General features: G+C 63.3%; 17 protein-coding genes and 1 tRNA gene. 9 read left to right on the top strand and 9 right to left on the bottom strand.

The annotated features are described in order from the left end of the window. Positions 1 to 77, top strand: a tRNA-Pro gene (locus tag BMY52_RS06665). Between the two features lie 597 nt (positions 78 to 674). Here BMY52_RS06665 and sohB read toward each other — a convergent pair. Together sohB and BMY52_RS06680 are read right to left on the bottom strand one after the other, a co-directional pair. Further along, the gene (gene sohB, locus BMY52_RS06675; RefSeq protein ID WP_090252473.1) at positions 675 to 1,685 is read right to left on the bottom strand and encodes a protease SohB; all 1,011 of its coding nucleotides are present in this window, start codon (positions 1,683 to 1,685) and stop codon (positions 675 to 677) included. Positions 1,686 to 1,700: 15 nt separating this feature from the next. Beyond that, entirely contained in the window at positions 1,701 to 2,735 is a 1,035-nt protein-coding gene (locus BMY52_RS06680; protein ID WP_090252475.1) for an alpha/beta fold hydrolase, read from the bottom strand. Between the two features lie 214 nt (positions 2,736 to 2,949). Here BMY52_RS06680 and BMY52_RS06685 point away from each other — a divergent pair, with 214 nt between their 5' ends. From BMY52_RS06685 to spoT, 6 genes are all read left to right on the top strand, one after another. Continuing rightward, positions 2,950 to 3,390: a DUF4399 domain-containing protein gene (locus BMY52_RS06685; RefSeq protein WP_090252477.1), complete on the top strand. Its 441-nt coding sequence runs from the start codon at positions 2,950 to 2,952 to the stop codon at positions 3,388 to 3,390. A gap of 168 nt (positions 3,391 to 3,558) precedes the next feature. Beyond that, a complete protein-coding gene (locus BMY52_RS06690) occupies positions 3,559 to 4,569 on the top strand; it encodes a class 1 fructose-bisphosphatase (protein WP_090252479.1) in 1,011 nt (336 codons plus the stop codon). Between the two features lie 200 nt (positions 4,570 to 4,769). After that, positions 4,770 to 5,828: a ParM/StbA family protein gene (locus BMY52_RS06695; protein WP_090252482.1), complete on the top strand. Its 1,059-nt coding sequence runs from the start codon at positions 4,770 to 4,772 to the stop codon at positions 5,826 to 5,828. 91 nt (positions 5,829 to 5,919) lie between these two features. Next, entirely contained in the window at positions 5,920 to 6,552 is a 633-nt protein-coding gene (gene gmk / locus BMY52_RS06700) for a guanylate kinase (protein ID WP_090252483.1), read from the top strand. A gap of 41 nt (positions 6,553 to 6,593) precedes the next feature. Next, positions 6,594 to 6,854 carry a DNA-directed RNA polymerase subunit omega gene (rpoZ, locus tag BMY52_RS06705; RefSeq protein WP_090252486.1) on the top strand — a complete coding sequence of 87 codons (261 nt, stop codon included), beginning with the start codon at positions 6,594 to 6,596 and terminating at the stop codon, positions 6,852 to 6,854. A gap of 58 nt (positions 6,855 to 6,912) precedes the next feature. Continuing rightward, positions 6,913 to 9,096 carry a bifunctional GTP diphosphokinase/guanosine-3',5'-bis pyrophosphate 3'-pyrophosphohydrolase gene (gene spoT / locus BMY52_RS06710; protein ID WP_090252488.1) on the top strand — a complete coding sequence of 728 codons (2,184 nt, stop codon included), beginning with the start codon at positions 6,913 to 6,915 and terminating at the stop codon, positions 9,094 to 9,096. Between the two features lie 27 nt (positions 9,097 to 9,123). Here spoT and BMY52_RS06715 read toward each other — a convergent pair whose 3' ends face one another. The 3 genes from BMY52_RS06715 to BMY52_RS15380 form a co-directional block, all read right to left on the bottom strand. Continuing rightward, a complete protein-coding gene (locus BMY52_RS06715) occupies positions 9,124 to 9,426 on the bottom strand; it encodes a hypothetical protein (RefSeq protein WP_090252491.1) in 303 nt (100 codons plus the stop codon). Between the two features lie 116 nt (positions 9,427 to 9,542). Beyond that, entirely contained in the window at positions 9,543 to 10,181 is a 639-nt protein-coding gene (locus BMY52_RS06720) for a thiol:disulfide interchange protein DsbA/DsbL (RefSeq protein ID WP_090252494.1), read from the bottom strand. Positions 10,182 to 10,525: 344 nt separating this feature from the next. Next, positions 10,526 to 10,669, bottom strand: coding sequence for a hypothetical protein (locus BMY52_RS15380; protein ID WP_177169875.1), 144 nt, complete (start codon positions 10,667 to 10,669; stop codon positions 10,526 to 10,528). 66 nt (positions 10,670 to 10,735) lie between these two features. On the opposite strand from BMY52_RS15380, the gene BMY52_RS06725 reads away from it, so the two are divergent. Both BMY52_RS06725 and BMY52_RS06730 read left to right on the top strand, forming a co-directional pair. Beyond that, the gene (locus BMY52_RS06725; RefSeq protein WP_090252496.1) at positions 10,736 to 11,650 is read left to right on the top strand and encodes an alpha/beta hydrolase; all 915 of its coding nucleotides are present in this window, start codon (positions 10,736 to 10,738) and stop codon (positions 11,648 to 11,650) included. Then, on the top strand, positions 11,637 to 12,395 hold the full coding sequence (locus BMY52_RS06730) for a sulfite exporter TauE/SafE family protein (protein WP_425429225.1): 759 nt from the start codon (positions 11,637 to 11,639) through the stop codon (positions 12,393 to 12,395). The genes BMY52_RS06725 and BMY52_RS06730 overlap by 14 nt, the downstream gene beginning before the upstream one ends. A gap of 19 nt (positions 12,396 to 12,414) precedes the next feature. Here BMY52_RS06730 and BMY52_RS06735 read toward each other — a convergent pair whose 3' ends face one another. The 4 genes from BMY52_RS06735 to BMY52_RS06750 all read right to left on the bottom strand — a co-directional run. Further along, positions 12,415 to 13,740, bottom strand: coding sequence for a TRAP transporter large permease (locus tag BMY52_RS06735; protein WP_090252501.1), 1,326 nt, complete (start codon positions 13,738 to 13,740; stop codon positions 12,415 to 12,417). Further along, positions 13,730 to 14,287 carry a TRAP transporter small permease subunit gene (locus tag BMY52_RS06740; protein ID WP_090252503.1) on the bottom strand — a complete coding sequence of 186 codons (558 nt, stop codon included), beginning with the start codon at positions 14,285 to 14,287 and terminating at the stop codon, positions 13,730 to 13,732. Before BMY52_RS06740 ends, BMY52_RS06735 begins: the two co-directional genes overlap by 11 nt. A gap of 66 nt (positions 14,288 to 14,353) precedes the next feature. Then, positions 14,354 to 15,475 (bottom strand): TRAP transporter substrate-binding protein, encoded by a 1,122-nt coding sequence (locus BMY52_RS06745; RefSeq protein WP_090252506.1) that lies wholly within the window; start codon positions 15,473 to 15,475, stop codon positions 14,354 to 14,356. A 315-nt stretch (positions 15,476 to 15,790) separates the two neighbouring features. Then, on the bottom strand, positions 15,791 to 15,931 hold a 141-nt coding region (locus BMY52_RS06750), incomplete at its 5' end, for an IS3 family transposase (RefSeq protein ID WP_143050437.1).

The following is a 15,931-nucleotide window of genomic DNA, read 5'->3' on the forward strand; positions in this document are numbered from 1 at the left end:
CGGAGTGTAGCTCAGCCTGGTAGAGCACCGCCTTCGGGAGGCGGGGGTCGAAGGTTCGAATCCTTTCACTCCGACCAGATCGAAAAACGCCACGGGGGTCATCCTTCGTGGCGTTTTTTTTGGCGGGTGCCTGGGGTGGGTGCCGGGGGTGGTGTCTCCCTGGTGCCGGGGGCCGGTGCGCGGGACGCCGTGAATACTTCCCTGTAGGCTTTGCAGCCGCTTCCTGCGGCTGAAACCCGCGCACCCGCCCCCGGCACCAGGGAGACTGGTCACTATCCGGGCTTCGTTCACCCCCTCATCCCCGGCCCTTCTCCCCCGCGGGGAGAAGGGAGCAAGTCTTCTGTTTGAAGCCCCTCTCACCCTTCGGGGAGAAGGGAGCAAGTCTTCTGTTTGAAGCCCCTCTCACCTTCGGGGAGAAGGGAGCAAGTCTTCTGTTTGAAGCCCCTCTCACCTTCGGGGAGAAGGGAGCAAGTCTTCTGTTTGAAGCCCCTCTCACCTTCGGGGAGAAGGGAGCAAGTCTTCTGTTTGAAGCCCCTCTCACCTTCGGGGAGAAGGGAGCAAGTCTTCTGTTTGAAGCCCCTCTCACCCTTCGGGGAGAAGGGTGCAAGTCTTTTGTTTGGAGCCCCTCTCCCCCGCGGGGAGAGGGGTTGGGGTGAGGGGCGGTGTGCCCCAGACTACCCACGCCCCCCCAGCAGGCGCTCGGTGATGCTCTCCATCGCCGTGCCCATGCGTTTGCCCAGGCTCTGGCGGCGCTTGTAGGTGATCTCGTACAGATCATGCTCCCGGGCCAGTTTCATGAGTACATCGTCGCTGGTGCCCAGTTCGTCCACCAGCCCCAGGGGGCGGGCCTGTTCGCCGTACCAGTGCTCCCCGGTGCCCACCTGGTCCATGTCCAGGGACGGGCGATAACGGGACAGGAAGGTCTTGAACAGGGTGTGGGTCTCTTCCAGGTCCTCCTGGAACTTGGCCCGACCCTCGGCGGTGTTGCGGCCCAGTACCGTGAGGGTGCGCTTGTATTCGCCGGCGGTGAGCAACTCGACATCCACGTTGCGACGCTTGAGCCAGCGGTGGAAGTTGGGCAACTGCGCCACCACGCCGATGGAGCCGACGATGGCGAAAGGGGCGGCCACGATGCGATGAGCCACGGCGGCCATCAGGTAGCCGCCGCTGGCGGCGATGCGGTCCACGCAGACCGTGACCTTCAGCCCGGCATCACGCAGCCGCACCAGTTGCGAGGCCGCCTGGCCATAGTGGGGCACCATCCCGCCGCCGCTTTCCACGCAGACCACCACATGATCCAGGTCCGGACGGGCCTGGGTGAGCACTGTGGACACCTCCTCGCGCAGGCTCTCCACATGGGAGGCCCGGATGTCGCCGTGAAACTTCAGCACGAACACCCGGGCCCGGTCAGGATCCGGGGACGGGGCCAGTGCGCTCTTTCCCTTGTCGCCACCGCGCAGACGCTTGAGGCGTGCAGCCCACCCCCTGGGCGCCGCGAAGCGCCGTTTCAGGGTGTTCTCCATGTGCTGGTAGCGGTCGTTGAGGCGACGCACATTAAGTGAGTCCTGGCCGCGTTCCCGGGCATTGGCGGCGGTGCTGGCAAGACTGCCCAGCACCACCAGGATGGCCACCACGATGGTCAGTGCCTTGGCCAGGAAGAGGGCGAAATCGTAGATGAATTCCATCAGAGGGAATCCACCTTACGCCTTCATCACCTGGTTCTGCAGAAAGGCCTCGTACTCGGCCACAAAGGACTCGGGCATCTCGAAATAAGGCAGGGCGCCGGTGGGCATCTCGTAGATGAGCCAGTTGGGGCGCTTGGCCACCACCGACTTGCCCTTGAAGTCCACGAAGTCGCCCCGCTCGCCATGCACCATGAACACCGGCAGCTTCAGGGATTCGTAGATGGTGGTGATGTCAGCGCTGAACAGGTTGCCGGCCAGGAAATGGTAGGGGGCATTCTTGGCGCCGGGCTGGCGGGTGGTGGCCACGCTGTATTCCAGCAGTCCCAGGTCGATGTCCTTGGAGCCCCAGGCCTTGTTGAGGAAGTAGCGGATCACGCTGCGCTTGGTGAGGGCGTTGAATAGCCCCTGGCTCCAGGGGGCGCGCACGAAGAAGTTGTGCAGCCAGGGCATGCCGCGAGTGCTCTCTGCCGGGCCGTCCAGACGGCCGGTCCCCTTGAAGCCGGTGGGGCTCACCAGGCCGATGCTGCGGAAGGCGTCGGAGGATTCGTGGGCGGCGCGGGCCAGGAACTCCGAGCCCAGGGAAAGGGCGATGGCGTCCACCTTGCCTTCGCCGTGCAGGCGGCGGATCTCCTCCACCATGGCATGGACGGCATCGGTCATCAGGCGGGGCGTGTAGGCCCGGTCGCTACGGTCGGAGCCGCCGAAGCCGGGCAGTTCCAGGGCATACACCGGACGCCACTTGGCATAGTGATCGTAAAGTGGCTTGACTTCATAAGCGGAGCCGGCCGCATTCACGCTATGAATCAGCAGCAGGGGGACATCGGTGCGCTGTTCCTGACTGCCGGGCGCGGCGTGGTAGTAGCACAGACTGCCTGCCTTGCTCTGCAGGGTGCGGCGCTCACCCGTGAGGGCCGGAGGCAGGGTGTAGGCGGGTGCCTGGGCCTTGCCTGCGGCGCTGTCGGTGGCGGCCTCGGACAGATGGATCGTTGGATGGCTGGGCAGGGTGGCGGTCGCCGCCGCAAGCGGCTCGATTGAGATGGGTCTGAACATGGTGGGGTACTCCCGATCAAGTGGATGTGTGGCTGCCGTCACCTCTGGGCGACGGCGGAAATCCTGAATGTGTCTGTGAGTATCTGGAGTTTGGCCATGTCGATCAAGCGGCGCGACACTTCTGGCGCGGGGATCCGCGAAGGTCTATTCCTGGTGCTATAGTCGGAAAGCTGGGTGTATTGAGCGACTCAAAATCATTGTAAGGAGGCGTGTGATGAACATGATATTCCGTGCAGCGGCCACCCTGACGATCGCAGCAGGCTTGCCCCTGGGGGTTGTCCAGGCGGATCTCGATCGTGCGGCACCGCCAGAGGGTGCGCAGGTGTATTTCATTACGCCGTCGGATGGGGAGACCGTCAGTTCGCCGGTGATGGTGCGCATGGGGCTCAAGGGGGCGGGGATTGCCCCGGCAGGTGTGGAGCGTTCCAATACGGGTCATCATCACCTGCTGATCAACACGGATCTGGAGGCGGTGAACCTGGATACGCCGCTGCCTTTCTCGGATCAGACGGTGCACTTCGGTGGCGGCCAGACGGAGGCAGAGCTGGACCTGGAGTCTGGCACACATACGTTGCAGTTGTTGTTCATGGATTACCGGCATGCCAGTTTTGATCCGCCGGTGGTGTCCGAGCAGATCACGATCACGGTGGAGTAGGTGCTTTCGCAGGGAGAGGGGCTAAAGCCCCCTCCCGTCATGGGAGGTGACAAAAGGTTCTGTTATTATAGCCGTCAGTGATGCGTGGCCCCCGGAGTCCTCCGGCAGACACCACAACAACGATGGCCGCGTCAGGATCTTTCAACACCACCATAGGAAAACGGCAACATGCATATCGGCACCACGCTTACCAACTTCATTATCGAGACCCAGCGTCAGTTCGAGGGGGCCACCGGGGAGTTCACCGGCCTGCTCAACGACATCTCAGTGGCCTGCAAGAAGATCTCTGACCTGGTCAACAAGGGCGATCTGGTGGGGGTGCTGGGCACCGCCAGCACCCAGAATGTACAGGGAGAAGAGCAGAAGAAGCTGGACGTGATCACCAATGAGATCTTCATCGAGGCCCTGGCCCATAACGGCCACGTGGCGGCCCTGGCCTCCGAGGAGATGGATGATGTCTACCATCTGCCGGAGGACGCGCCGCGGGGCAAGTACCTGGTGCTGTTCGACCCCCTGGACGGGTCCTCCAATATCGATGTGAACGTCTCGGTGGGGACCATCTTCTCCATCCTCAAGGCGCCGGCCGGTGTGCGTAACCCCAGCAAGGAAGACTTCCTCAAGCCCGGCACGGAGCAGGTGGCTGCCGGCTACTGTGTGTACGGACCCTCCACCATGATGGTGCTCACCACGGGCACCGGCACCAATATGTTCACCCTGGACCGTGATTTCGGCGAGTTCCTGCTCACCCATTCCAACGTGCAGATCCCGGAAGACACCCAGGAATTCGCCATCAACACCTCCAACATGCGCTTCTGGGAGCAACCCGTGAAGCGCTACATCGGCGAATGCCTGGAGGGCAAGGACGGCGCCCGGGACAAGGATTTCAACATGCGCTGGATCGCCTCCATGGTGGCTGAGGTGCATCGCATCCTGACCCGTGGCGGGGTGTTCATGTATCCCCTGGATTCCAAGATCCAGGCGAAGGGACAGGGCGGCAAGTTGCGTCTGATGTACGAGGCCAACCCCATGGCCTTCCTGATCGAGCAGGCAGGCGGCGCGTGTACCACCGGGCGGGAGCGCATGATGGCCTTGAGCCCGCAGGACATTCATCAACGCGTCCCCGTGATCCTGGGGTCGCGCAATGAAGTGGATCGGGTCACCGGTTATCACCAGGAGTAAGATGGCCCCAAGGGCTGTCGTAACGTACAAGGCCCGGCATTGCCGGGCCTTGTACGTTGAAGCGCCTGGATCCCGTGATGAATGAATCCGTGGCATTACGAACGGCGTGTTTGCCAAACCAGGGCCGAAGGGTCTGTAATACGCCCACATCCGGACTGAATCACCCACCCACTCAACTCCATCCAAAAGGGGACGACATCATGGATCGCTGTATCGGGCTGGACATGGGCTACGGCTATATCAAGGCGGAGGACGGTCAAAACGGCTATGTCTTCCCCAGTGTGGTGGGCGAGGCCGGTACCCAGGCGCCCATGTCCCTGGGCTTCAAGCGGCCGCCACCGACGGAGGATTTGCGTATCTCCGTGGGCGGGCGGGAGTATTTCCTGGGCGATCTGGCCATCCGTCACTCGCGTATCGCCTACCGGGGACTTTCTTCCACCCGCGCCGAGGGGGATGACATCCTCATCCTCTGCCTGGGCACGCTGGCGCTGTATTGCAAGGACAGCCTCAACAGCTTCTTCGTGGTCACCGGCCTGCCGCCGGGACGCATGCACATGGCCGACGACCTGGTACGGCGCCTGCAGGGAGATCACGAGGTGATCCGGCGCGTCGGCAATCAGCGCCATGCCTACAGCGTGCGTCTGGATCGCATCGACGTGGTACCCCAGCCCGTCGGCACCTTCTGGTCCATGGTACTGGATGACCGGGGCAATCTGCGCGAGGACAGCCCCATGCTGGATGGCCGCGTGGGCATCATTGATGTGGGCTTCCGGACCAGTGACTTCGCCACCATTGTGGATGGCGAATATGCCCCCGCCTTCAGCCGCACCGTGCCCATCGGCATCTCCCATGGATATGATGAAATCGCCGACCTGCTCAACGCCAGGTACGGTCTGGAGCGGGAGACCTACACCCTGGATGAGGCCATCATTGAAGGGGAACTGAATGTCTCCGGGCGCAAGGTGGATATCACCGGTCTGCGCGATCAGGTATTTCAGGATCTGGCCACCAAGTTGCTGGTGGAGATCAACTCCCTGTGGCAGGTGGATGACTATCCCTTTGTGCTGATCACGGGTGGGGGTGGTCAGGTCATGTCCCGCTATCTGCGCGAGATGATCCCCCATGCCCGAACCGTGGATGAACCCATTACCGCCAATGCCCGCGGGTTTCATGCCTGGGCCCGTTACAATGCGCTGCAGGCCGGCATGGGAGAGCGGGCCAGCGAGGACCCCTCGGAAGATGACGGTGCCAAGGCCTGACTGTTGCCGGCGGGCCGTTAGCGCGCCTGCACGCGGACCGGTCATTGGGTTAACCTAGGGGCCCGTTGCATATTGGCTGGAGATCCGACCCTTGATCAGGGGAACCCTTTATATCGTTTCCGCCCCCTCGGGGGCGGGCAAGACCTCGCTGGTGGCCGCCCTGCTCAAGGCCCGATCCAGCCTCGTGGTGTCCGTGTCCCATACCACCCGACAGCCTCGTGACGGGGAGGTGGATGGGCAGCACTATCACTTTGTGAACGCCGAGCAGTTTCTGGGCATGATCGAGGATGGCGCCTTTCTGGAGCATGCCCGGGTCTTCGATCATTACTACGGTACGTCCCGGGCGGCTGTGGAGGCGGAACTGGAGCGGGGGCTTGATGTGATCCTGGAGATCGACTGGCAGGGGGCGCAGCAGGTGCGACGCCTGATGCCCGGTTGTCAGTCGGTGTTCATCGTACCGCCTTCCCGTGACGAATTACGGCGGCGACTGCACACCCGGGGCAAGGATAGCGAATCCGTCATCGAACGGCGCCTGGGAGAAGCTGTCAAAGAAATCAGCCACTTTGACGAATACGATTATCTGGTGGTGAACGACGACTTCGATCGGGCCCTGGCGGAACTGGTCGCCATCTTCACCGCCAACCGCCTGCATACCCGCCCGCAACGGCATCGCCATGAGGCGCTGTTGCGTGATTTGCTGGCATCCGGGGAAGCAAACCCCTAGTATTAACCGTTTTTCCGAAAGAATCAGGAGTTGCGCCCACCATGGCCCGCGTTACCGTTGAAGATTGCCTGGACAATATGGACAACCGCTTCCACCTGGTGCTGGTCGCTGCCAAGCGCGCCCGGCAACTGGCTGGCGGTGCCCATGCCCATCTGGATTGGGAAAATGACAAGCCCACCGTGCTGGCCCTGCGCGAGATCGCCGAAGGCCTGGTAGGCCCCGAAGTGCTGGATGAAGTGGTGGCTCGGGAGCATGCCGACCCCTCCCAGGTGAGCGAAGAGGAGGTGCGAACGGAGATCTAGTCCCCCGTGCGGATCCTCATCGGGATCCGCGGGCAAGACAGGCCCGCAAGCATGCCCCATGGTCGAGAGTGCCACATCCACCCAGGCCTCCAGTACATCCGCGTCCCTGGACACCACCCGGTTCATGGCCAGGGATCTGTGCGCCTATCTGGAAAGCTACCTGGAGCCCGACCAGGTCAGCGAAGTCTATCGCGCCTATCTGTTTGGCGCCGAGGCCCATGAGGGTCAGACCCGCCTGAGCGGCGACCCCTATATCGTCCATCCCCTGGCCGTGGCCAAGACCATGGCCGAGATGCGGATGGACCATCGCAGCATCATCGCCGCCATCCTCCATGACGTCATGGAGGATACCCACATCAGCAAGGAACGGATCATCGAGGAATTCGGCGAGGATGTGGCCGAACTGGTGGATGGCGTCTCCAAGCTCACCCACCTGAAGTTCCGCTCCAAGGCCGAGGCGCAGGCCGAAAACTTCCGCAAGATGATGCTGGCCATCACCCGCGACCTGCGGGTGATCATGGTCAAGCTGGCGGACCGCCTGCACAACATGCGTACCCTGGGGGTCATGCGTCCGGACAAGGGTCGGCGCATCGCCCGGGAAACCCTGGAGATCTACGCCCCCATTGCACAGCGCTTGGGGATGAATGCCATCCGGCGTGAACTGGAGGTGCTGGGCTTCGCCTCCCACAATCCGCTGCGCTACAAGGTGCTTCAGGATGCAGTGAAGAAATCCCGTGGGCATCGCAAGGAGGTGATGCAGAAGATCGAGACCGCCATCTGCTCGCGCATGGAAGAGGCGGGAATCGTCTCGCGCATCATCGGCCGGGAGAAGAACCTCTACAGCATCTACCGCAAGATGCGGCAAAAACGCCTCTCCTTCGAAGAGGTCTTCGATGTCTTTGCCATTCGCATCGTGGTCACCGACGTGGATGCCTGCTACCGGGCCCTGGGCGTGGTACATAACCTGTACAAGCCGGTGCCTGGTCGTTTCAAGGACTACATCGCCATTCCCAAGGCGAACGGCTATCAGAGCCTGCACACCGTGTTGTTCGGCCCCCATGGTATCCCCATCGAGGTGCAGATCCGCACCGAGGAGATGGATCGCGTGGCCGAGAGCGGCATTGCCGCGCACTGGCTTTACAAGGCCGGGGATCGTCAGTCCGCCTCTGCTCAGGCCCGGGCACGGGAATGGCTCAAGGGCGTGCTGGAGATCCAGCAGGCTGCCGGCAACTCCATGGAGTTTCTGGAAAACGTGAAGGTGGACCTGTTCCCCGAGGAGGTCTACATCTTCACTCCCCGTGGCGAGATCATGGAGTTGCCCAAGGGGGCCACGGCGGTGGACTTTGCCTACGCGGTGCACTCGGACGTGGGCAACACCTGCGTGGCCGCCAAGATCGACCGGCGCCTGGCGCCACTGTCCACCAAGCTGGAGAGTGGCCGTACGGTGGAGGTGATCACCGCCCCCGGTGCGCGCCCCAATCCTGCCTGGCTGAACTTCGTGGTGACCGGCAAGGCCCGGACCGCTATCCGGCATTACCTCAAGAACCTGCAGCAAGGTGAGGCCGTCAACCTGGGGCGGCGGTTGCTGGACAAGGCCCTGATCGGTCTGGGCAAGAGCCTGGAAGAGATCCCTCCGCAAGAGATGCAGCGCCTCCTGGAGGACCTGCAACTCCCCAATCTGGATGCCTTGCTGGGTGATGTGGGCTTGGGCAACCGCATGGCCACCCTGGTGGCCCGGCGCCTGAGCAGCGATGATGTGGGAGATGATGTTGCCGCACCCTCGCCGGCCAGTCTGGGCAAGCCCCTGGCGGTCAAGGGCACCGAGGGCATGGTGCTGTCATTTGCCAAATGCTGTCATCCCATACCCGGTGACCCCATCGTGGGCGTGATGAGCGCCGGCCGGGGGCTGGTGGTGCATCGGGAGCCATGTCGCAACGTGGCCGAATACCGCAACAAGCCGGATAAGTGGATCCCGGTGGCCTGGTCGGAGGATTCCACCCAGGAATATGCCGCCGCCATTCGCGCCCAGACCGCCAACAAACGAGGGGTGCTGGCGAATCTGGCCTCGGTGATTGCCGACATGGGATCGAATATCGAGAATGTCTCGTTCGATGAACGGGATGGTCATGCCTCGACCATCACCTTCACCCTGAGTGTGCGCAGTCGCAAGCATCTGGCTGACCTGATGCGGCGCCTGCGCCGCGTGCCCGAGGTGCTGCGCATCTCCCGGGCACGGGGGTGACATCCCCGGCGCTGCTGCGGGCCGCCCTTACTCGCTAACGGCTCCGCGGGGCGCGCTGCGGCTGCCCTGCGAGGCGGTCTTCTTGTTGCTGAAGGTCTTCTTGCGCGCACCGCCGTTGCCGCCGGCGCGGGGGCGCTTGGGCCCACTGCTGCGTGGTGCACGGCCGGCGGGTTCAGCGCTCTGCTCCCCGGGTTTTTTCTGATTGACCGGCGCCAGGGAGATTTCCAGCTCGATGAGCTCGTCCCATTGTTCTTCGGTCCGCTGGCTGTCGGGGATGGCCAGCAGGCTTTGCAGTCGACGGCGCGGAGAGGTGGGTTGGGAATCGTTCATGGCTAGGTCGTCGCGTGAATGAGCGAAGGTAAGCGGGATGACAGGTCAATGGTTGACGTCATGGTCTTCATCTCCATGAGAGATTGGGTGGATCCCACGGGTGGGTGGGCTTGGGGTCAGGCCTCGCGGGCCTTGTCCATGAGCCCTTCGGCGATATCCAGCAGGTCCTGATAGGTGCGGGCGTCTTCGCCCACCACCACGTAGCGGCCATCCACCACCAGGGTGGGGACGCTGTTGACTCCAAAACGTGACTGCAGGCGGTCGCTGCGTGCCACCAGTGTCTGAGTGCGGGAGGCATGGAAGGCCTGGGAAAATTGCTCCATGTCGACGTCGCGATCATCCATCCAGTCCATGATCGCCTGCTCGGTGAACAGCCGCTCACGACGCTGGCCAACGGCGTCGAAGACTTCCTGGTTCAGTCGCTCCAGTTCACCGGTGGCCTCCAGGGCAAAGTACACGCGGGAAAGATTGGCCCAGGCAGAGCGGTTGAAGGAGACCGGGACTCGGCGGAACACCACATCGTCGGGCAGGCCCTCAACCCAGGGTTTCATCACCTGATTGAGCTGACCACAGAAGGGGCAGCCGTAGGAAAAGAACTTGAGCAATTCAATCTTGCCTTCGGGGGCCTCGCTCTGGGGGCGGGAGATGGCGCGCCAGTCACGTCCTTCCTGCAGTTCTGCCAGGGTGATGGGGGCGAGGGCCAGGCCCAGCCCCCCCACCAGAAATTGATTGAATCGACGTCGGGTCAACGGCATCAGTTTGCTCCAGGGGCAGGATCATTTGCTTTGGCTTCGGGCCGACCACCCTGGTTGCGTGACTTCAGGATCAGGTATGGGGTCTGGGTGTTCGGCCATAGACGGGCACAGGCCCGCCACCAGTGAAAGGTGGTGTCATCACAGCCTTTCGGAATGGGGCTCAATGCCCCGAGCCAGCGTGAAACCCGGTTCACGACAGGCATCATGCTCATGAGTGTAGCGGCCGCTTCGAGCCGCTCCTCCCTTTGTCCGGGATCCGCCCTGATCATGCCCGGATTGAGGCGCCGCGATCAATGGTGGGCCGATGACCGGGTATTATACTGGCCCAAGGCTGCAAAATGCCATCAACGCGCCTTGATGAACATCAGGCGCCCGATGAAAGCCATGGTCAGAATGATCCAGCCGATGGGGTAGGGCAGGATACCCAGCACAAAGGCGGTGAGGGTGGCGGCCAGCAGGGCGCCGATGATCAGTAATGGAATGTCCATACCCCTTGGATCACGCCCCGGGGCGGAAGTGCCCGGGAATGTCACTTTAATCAGGGCCAGTGGCCCATGGAACTCATGACAACACTGATGCTTTTTATCGCGGCCGCGGTGCTGGTCACCCTGGGCCTGTTCGCCTTGCGCCTGTGGCTGCAACGGGCGTTTCGCATTCGGGATCGGCACTGGGTGGATGACCCTGAACGTCTGAACACGCCGGCCGAGCGGGTTCGGGTGCCCACACGCCGGGGCAGGACCCTGTCCGCCGCCTGGTATTTACCCCATCCCGGTGCGCCGGTGGTGGTGATGGTGCATGGCTGGGGGGCCAATGGCTCGCATCTGCTGTTCATGGTGCCCAGACTGCTCAGCGAGGGCCTGAATGTCGCGGTCTTCGATGCCCGGTGTCATGGCCAGAGCGATGATGACACCTTCGCTTCGCTGCCCCGTTTTGCCGAGGATGCCGAGGCGGTCATGGGGGCCCTGCGGGCTCGAGGTCACGGGGACTTCATCCTGCTGGGCCACTCCGTGGGCGCCGGGGCGGTACTGCTCACTGCGTCGCGCAATCCAGGGATCCGGGCCGTGATCAGCCTGGCCGCCTTTTCCCATCCCGAGCCCATGATGAATGGCTGGCTCAAGGAGCAGGGCATCCCCCGCCGACCGCTGGGGCTGATCATCAACCGTAGCGTGGAATGGCTCATCGGTCACCGCTTCGACGATATCGCACCGCGCACCACCGTGGCCCGCATCCAGGCGCCGCTGCTGCTGGTGCATGGCAGCGAGGATACCGTGGTGCCCCTCTGGCACGTGCGTCGCCTGGCCCAGGAGAACCCCCGGGCCACGGTGCTCACGCTGCCCGGAGTGCAGCACAATGATCCCGAGGGCTTTGCCCGCCACGTGGACCCCATCCTGGACTGGCTGCGCCCTCACCTGCGGCACCAGGCCCCTGTCGACCCCTCGGAGCAAGAGCGTGTTACTGGAACCGGTTAGCATCCTGATCATCGCCACGGCGGCCTTCTTTGCCGGCATCATCAACGCCCTGGCGGGTGGCGGCAGTTTCCTCACCCTGCCGGCCCTGGTGTTCACGGGCGTGCCCCCGGTGGCGGCCAATGCCACCGGCACGGCGGCCCTGCTGCCGGGCTATCTGGCCAGTGCCTGGGCCTATCGGGATCTCATTCGGGCCCCGGCGGGGTTGTCGGTACTGGCGGTGGTGGTCATCGGCGCCGTGGGGGGCGCTGCAGGTGCCTTGCTGCTGCTGGCCACCTCGGATCAGGCCTTCAGGGCGATCGTGCCCTGGCTGCTGTTGTTTGCCACGGTCTTGTTCGCCTTCGGGCCGCGTCTGCATGGGTTTCTGGCCCGGCGCGCCAAGCGGGGTCACGGCTTCTGGGGGCGGGTCGGCGTGCTGGCCGTGTGCGGCTATGGCGGGTATTTCAACGGCGGCATGGGCATTGTCATGCTGGCCATGTTCCGTCTGCTGGGCGTGCATGACCTGAACGTGGCCAACGGCTTGAAAAACCTGCTCTCCGCCGTGCTCACCGTGATTGCCGTGGCCGTCTTCATGGTCGGCGGCGCCATCTCCTGGCCTGAACTCCCACCCATGGCCCTTGCCGCCGTCCTGGGCGGCTTCGCCGGCGCCCGAATCGGCCGTCGCCTGCCATCTAATGTCCTGCGCAATGGCATTGTTCTCGTGGGGGCGATCACGACGGTGATCTTTTTCGTGGAGCTGTTTGGCTGATCTTTGCGTCGGGTATCCATTACCAGCCAATGGCTTCCGGCAGCCACAGGGCGATCTGCGGGAAGGCCACCAGCAGCCCCAGGGCCGCCACCTGAATGATCACGAAGGGCACGGCGCCCTTGTAGATATCCGTGGTCTTGATGCCTCGGGGCGCCACCCCCTTCATGAAGATCAATGACCATCCAAAGGGTGGCGTCAGGAACGATGTCTGCAGGTTCATGGCGATCAGGATGGCGATCCACACTGTGGAAAACTCCGGGTAGCCCGCCAGGAATGGCATGAACAGCGGCACCACGATGTAGGTGATCTGGATCCACTCCAGGAAGAAACCCAGCAGAAAGATCAGCAGCAGCATGAACAGCAGGGTGCCGTAGGGGCCGCCGGGCACCCAGTTGAACATGGCTTCCACCAGGAACTCCCCGTCCAGCCCACGGAAGGCCAGGGCGAAGACCTGCGACGCGATCAGCACGAAGAAGACCATGGCCGTGATGCGCACCGTGACCTTCAGGGTCTCCGACAGGATGGGGCGACTCAACCGGCCCATCACGGCCGCTACCACCATGGCACCCACGGCCCCTACGGCGGCTGCCTCGGTGGGGGCCGCGATGCCGCCGATAATGGACCCAAGGACTGCCAGCACCAGCGCCAGGGGAGGCAGGACCGAGGTGAACAGATCCCGGATCAGTTGCCGGGTGCTCATGGCGGCCCGCTCAGCCGCATCCAGGGCCGGTACGTCGGCGGCATAGAACCAGGCCAGCACGAACAGATACAGCACGTACAGGGTGGCCAGCAGCAGTCCCGGGATCAGGGCCGCGGCAAACAGGCTGCCCACGGAGAGGTTCATGGTGTCTGCCAGCACCAGCAGAACCAGGCTTGGAGGGATGATCTGTCCCAGGGTGCCCGCGGCGCAGATGGTGCCGCAGGCCACGGTGGGCTTGTAACCGCGCCGGAGCAGGGTGGGCAGGGCCATGAGGGTGAGGGTGACGATGGCTGCTCCGACGATTCCGGTAGCGGCTCCCATGAGCACACCCACGAGGATCACCGCCAGTGCCATGCCCCCGGGCAGGGCACCGCTGGCATGACCAATCACCTCCAGCATGCGCTCGGCGACGCGGGTCTTGTCCAGCATCACGCCCATGAAGACGAATAACGGGATGGCCAGCAGGGTGTAATTGGTGATGGTGCCGAAGATGCGGGAGGGCAGCAGCTCGAACAGCCAGCCCTCAAAGCCGATGAAGCCGAAGATGAAGCCCACCGCCGCCACCGCGAAGGCCACCGGTATGCCGGTGAGCACCAGGACGAAGAAGGCGGCCACCATCATCAGGGCGATGTACTCAAGCGGCATGACCGGCGCTCCCTGCGTTGTGACGACGTGGATGGCGGTAATGGAAGACGAGGCGGCGGCCAATGCGCAGCAATTGCCGCAATGACTCGATGAGAATCAGCGCAAAGCCCAACAGGATCATGGCCTTGGGCAGGAACAGCCAGGGCATGCCCCCGGCATTGGGGGAGCCCTCGCCGCGCACATAGGCGATTTGTACAAAGGGCCAGGTGTAGTAGAGAACCAGCAGGGATACTGGAATGGCCACCACCAGCATGGTGATGCCATCCAGCCAGAGCTTGCCCACGCGGCTGAGGTGGTGAGAAAAGACATCCACGCGCACGTGTTCATCGGCGCGCATGGCATAGGCGATACCCGTCATCACCGTGAGGGACAGGACATACCACTCCAGTTCCTGTGACCAGACCGTGCCGATACCCAGGGCGTACCGCGCGGCCATGTTGATGAAGACCAGCAGCACCAACGCCGCCATGCTGACAGCCGCAACCCCGCCGGCCAGGCGGGTCACTTGGTTCAGGGCGCGTTCGATGCGCAGCAGGAGTCGGGACATGACGTTCTCCCCAGCAGGACAAGGCCCCTCTCCCGCCAGCGGGAGAGGGGTTGGGGTGAGGGTGTATCAACCCAGGATCTTCTGTCCCAGATCCCGGATCTGAGTCTGGAACATGGTCTCGGAGTTGGCCTGCCAGCGGTCGTGGCGAGCCTTGAACTTGAAGTAGCTCTCGTGGACCTTGCGGGTGAGTTCATCGTTGGAGGCGCGGTCACTGAGGATGTCCCGGGTCGCCTCCAGCAGGGCCTGGATCACGTCGTCGGGCACGGGGCCGAATTGCACCTCATGATTGTTCACCAGGTCGTCCAGGGCATCGGCATTGCGGGCCTCGAGCCAGGCGTGAGATGTGATATTGCAGGCTGCGGCGGCATTGCGCATGATCGCCTGGAGATCCTTGGGCAGGGATTCCCAGGCGCGACGGTTCACCACCACCTCGGTACTGGTGGCCGGCTCGTGCCAGCCGGAGGAGTAGTAGTACTTGGCGGCTCGGTGCAGGCCCAGTTCCCGGTCGGAGTAGGGGCCCACCCACTCGGCGGCATCAATGGCACCGCGTTCCAGCGCGGCAAACAACTCGCCACCGGGCAGCAGGCGGGCATTGGCGCCAATGGCGTTGTAGATGTCCCCCGCCAGGCCCGGCATACGGATGTTCAGGCCCCGGAAATCCGCCAGGCTCTCCACCGGTTTCCTGAACCAGCCCATGGGCTGTACGCCAGTGCACCCCACCACGAGGGGGATCAGGTCAAAGGGTTCGTACACCTCCCGGTAGAGTTCGTAACCGCCGCCCTCGTTCAGCCAGGCGTTGTGCCCCTGGAAGGTCATGCCGAAGGGGACGGAAGTGAAATACTGGGCGGCAAAGGACTTGCCCGCCCAGTAATAGGCGCAGCCATGGTTGAGTTGCACCTGCCGGCCGGAGGAGGCGGCATCAAAGCCCTCGAAGGCAGGGACCAGTTCGTTCGCGGAATAGACTCGGATACGGATGCGTCCATCCGACATCTCTTCCACCCGCCGGGCAAAATCCGTGGCGCTGCCGGGGCCGGTCTGGAAGAACGGCAGGCCGGCGGGCCAGGTGGTGGTCATGCGCCAGTTGAAGCGTTCCTGAGCCTTGACGATGGCTGGCGCCCCCAGCACGGCGGCGGCCCCTGTGGCCACCGCCGTGCCGGCCTTGAGGAAGTCGCGACGTTTGATGGACATGGTTGTGATCTCCTCGGTGGTTTCTGTTCTTGTGATTTGATTCGTTGGCTCTTGGGCCAGGGAAAATATGACGCATCCGGGGCCTGGATGCCAGACGGGGTATCGGTGAGGGCCATGTTTCTGTGTCATGGATGTCCCCACCCCGTAGTCCCCACCCCGTAGTCCCCACCCCGTAGTCCCCACCCCGTACGGGTCGTTCGCGAACGACCCGGCATGAGCACCGGCGTCACGGGCCTGTCGGGTAAGCCCGGGGGCTCGGGAGCGTCCGGCCGGGCGCTTCTCGAAGTGTTCTGGTCAAGTCGCAGCGGACACGGATTAAGCAGCAACCGCTAAAAAATGTTGCTGTGGGGTGAGGTACCCCAGGGACGAGTGGAGCCGGTCGCTGTTGTACTCCATCTCGATGTACTGAACGATGTCCTGCCGGGCCTGCTCACGGTTGAGGTAACGCTGGCCGGC

The sequence above is a fragment of the Ectothiorhodospira marina genome (assembly GCF_900109495.1).
GTDB lineage: Bacteria > Pseudomonadota > Gammaproteobacteria > Ectothiorhodospirales > Ectothiorhodospiraceae > Ectothiorhodospira > Ectothiorhodospira marina.

Coding starts and splice junctions, on each gene's coding strand:
- sohB (WP_090252473.1), bottom strand. CDS start 1,685: ATGGAATTCATCTACGATTTCGCCCTCTTCCTGGCCAAGGCACTGACC.
- BMY52_RS06680 (WP_090252475.1), bottom strand. CDS start 2,735: ATGTTCAGACCCATCTCAATCGAGCCGCTTGCGGCGGCGACCGCCACC.
- BMY52_RS06685 (WP_090252477.1), top strand. CDS start 2,950: ATGAACATGATATTCCGTGCAGCGGCCACCCTGACGATCGCAGCAGGC.
- BMY52_RS06690 (WP_090252479.1), top strand. CDS start 3,559: ATGCATATCGGCACCACGCTTACCAACTTCATTATCGAGACCCAGCGT.
- BMY52_RS06695 (WP_090252482.1), top strand. CDS start 4,770: ATGGATCGCTGTATCGGGCTGGACATGGGCTACGGCTATATCAAGGCG.
- rpoZ (WP_090252486.1), top strand. CDS start 6,594: ATGGCCCGCGTTACCGTTGAAGATTGCCTGGACAATATGGACAACCGC.
- spoT (WP_090252488.1), top strand. CDS start 6,913: ATGGTCGAGAGTGCCACATCCACCCAGGCCTCCAGTACATCCGCGTCC.
- BMY52_RS06715 (WP_090252491.1), bottom strand. CDS start 9,426: ATGAACGATTCCCAACCCACCTCTCCGCGCCGTCGACTGCAAAGCCTG.
- BMY52_RS06720 (WP_090252494.1), bottom strand. CDS start 10,181: ATGCCGTTGACCCGACGTCGATTCAATCAATTTCTGGTGGGGGGGCTG.
- BMY52_RS15380 (WP_177169875.1), bottom strand. CDS start 10,669: ATGGACATTCCATTACTGATCATCGGCGCCCTGCTGGCCGCCACCCTC.
- BMY52_RS06725 (WP_090252496.1), top strand. CDS start 10,736: ATGGAACTCATGACAACACTGATGCTTTTTATCGCGGCCGCGGTGCTG.
- BMY52_RS06735 (WP_090252501.1), bottom strand. CDS start 13,740: ATGCCGCTTGAGTACATCGCCCTGATGATGGTGGCCGCCTTCTTCGTC.
- BMY52_RS06740 (WP_090252503.1), bottom strand. CDS start 14,287: ATGTCCCGACTCCTGCTGCGCATCGAACGCGCCCTGAACCAAGTGACC.
- BMY52_RS06745 (WP_090252506.1), bottom strand. CDS start 15,475: ATGTCCATCAAACGTCGCGACTTCCTCAAGGCCGGCACGGCGGTGGCC.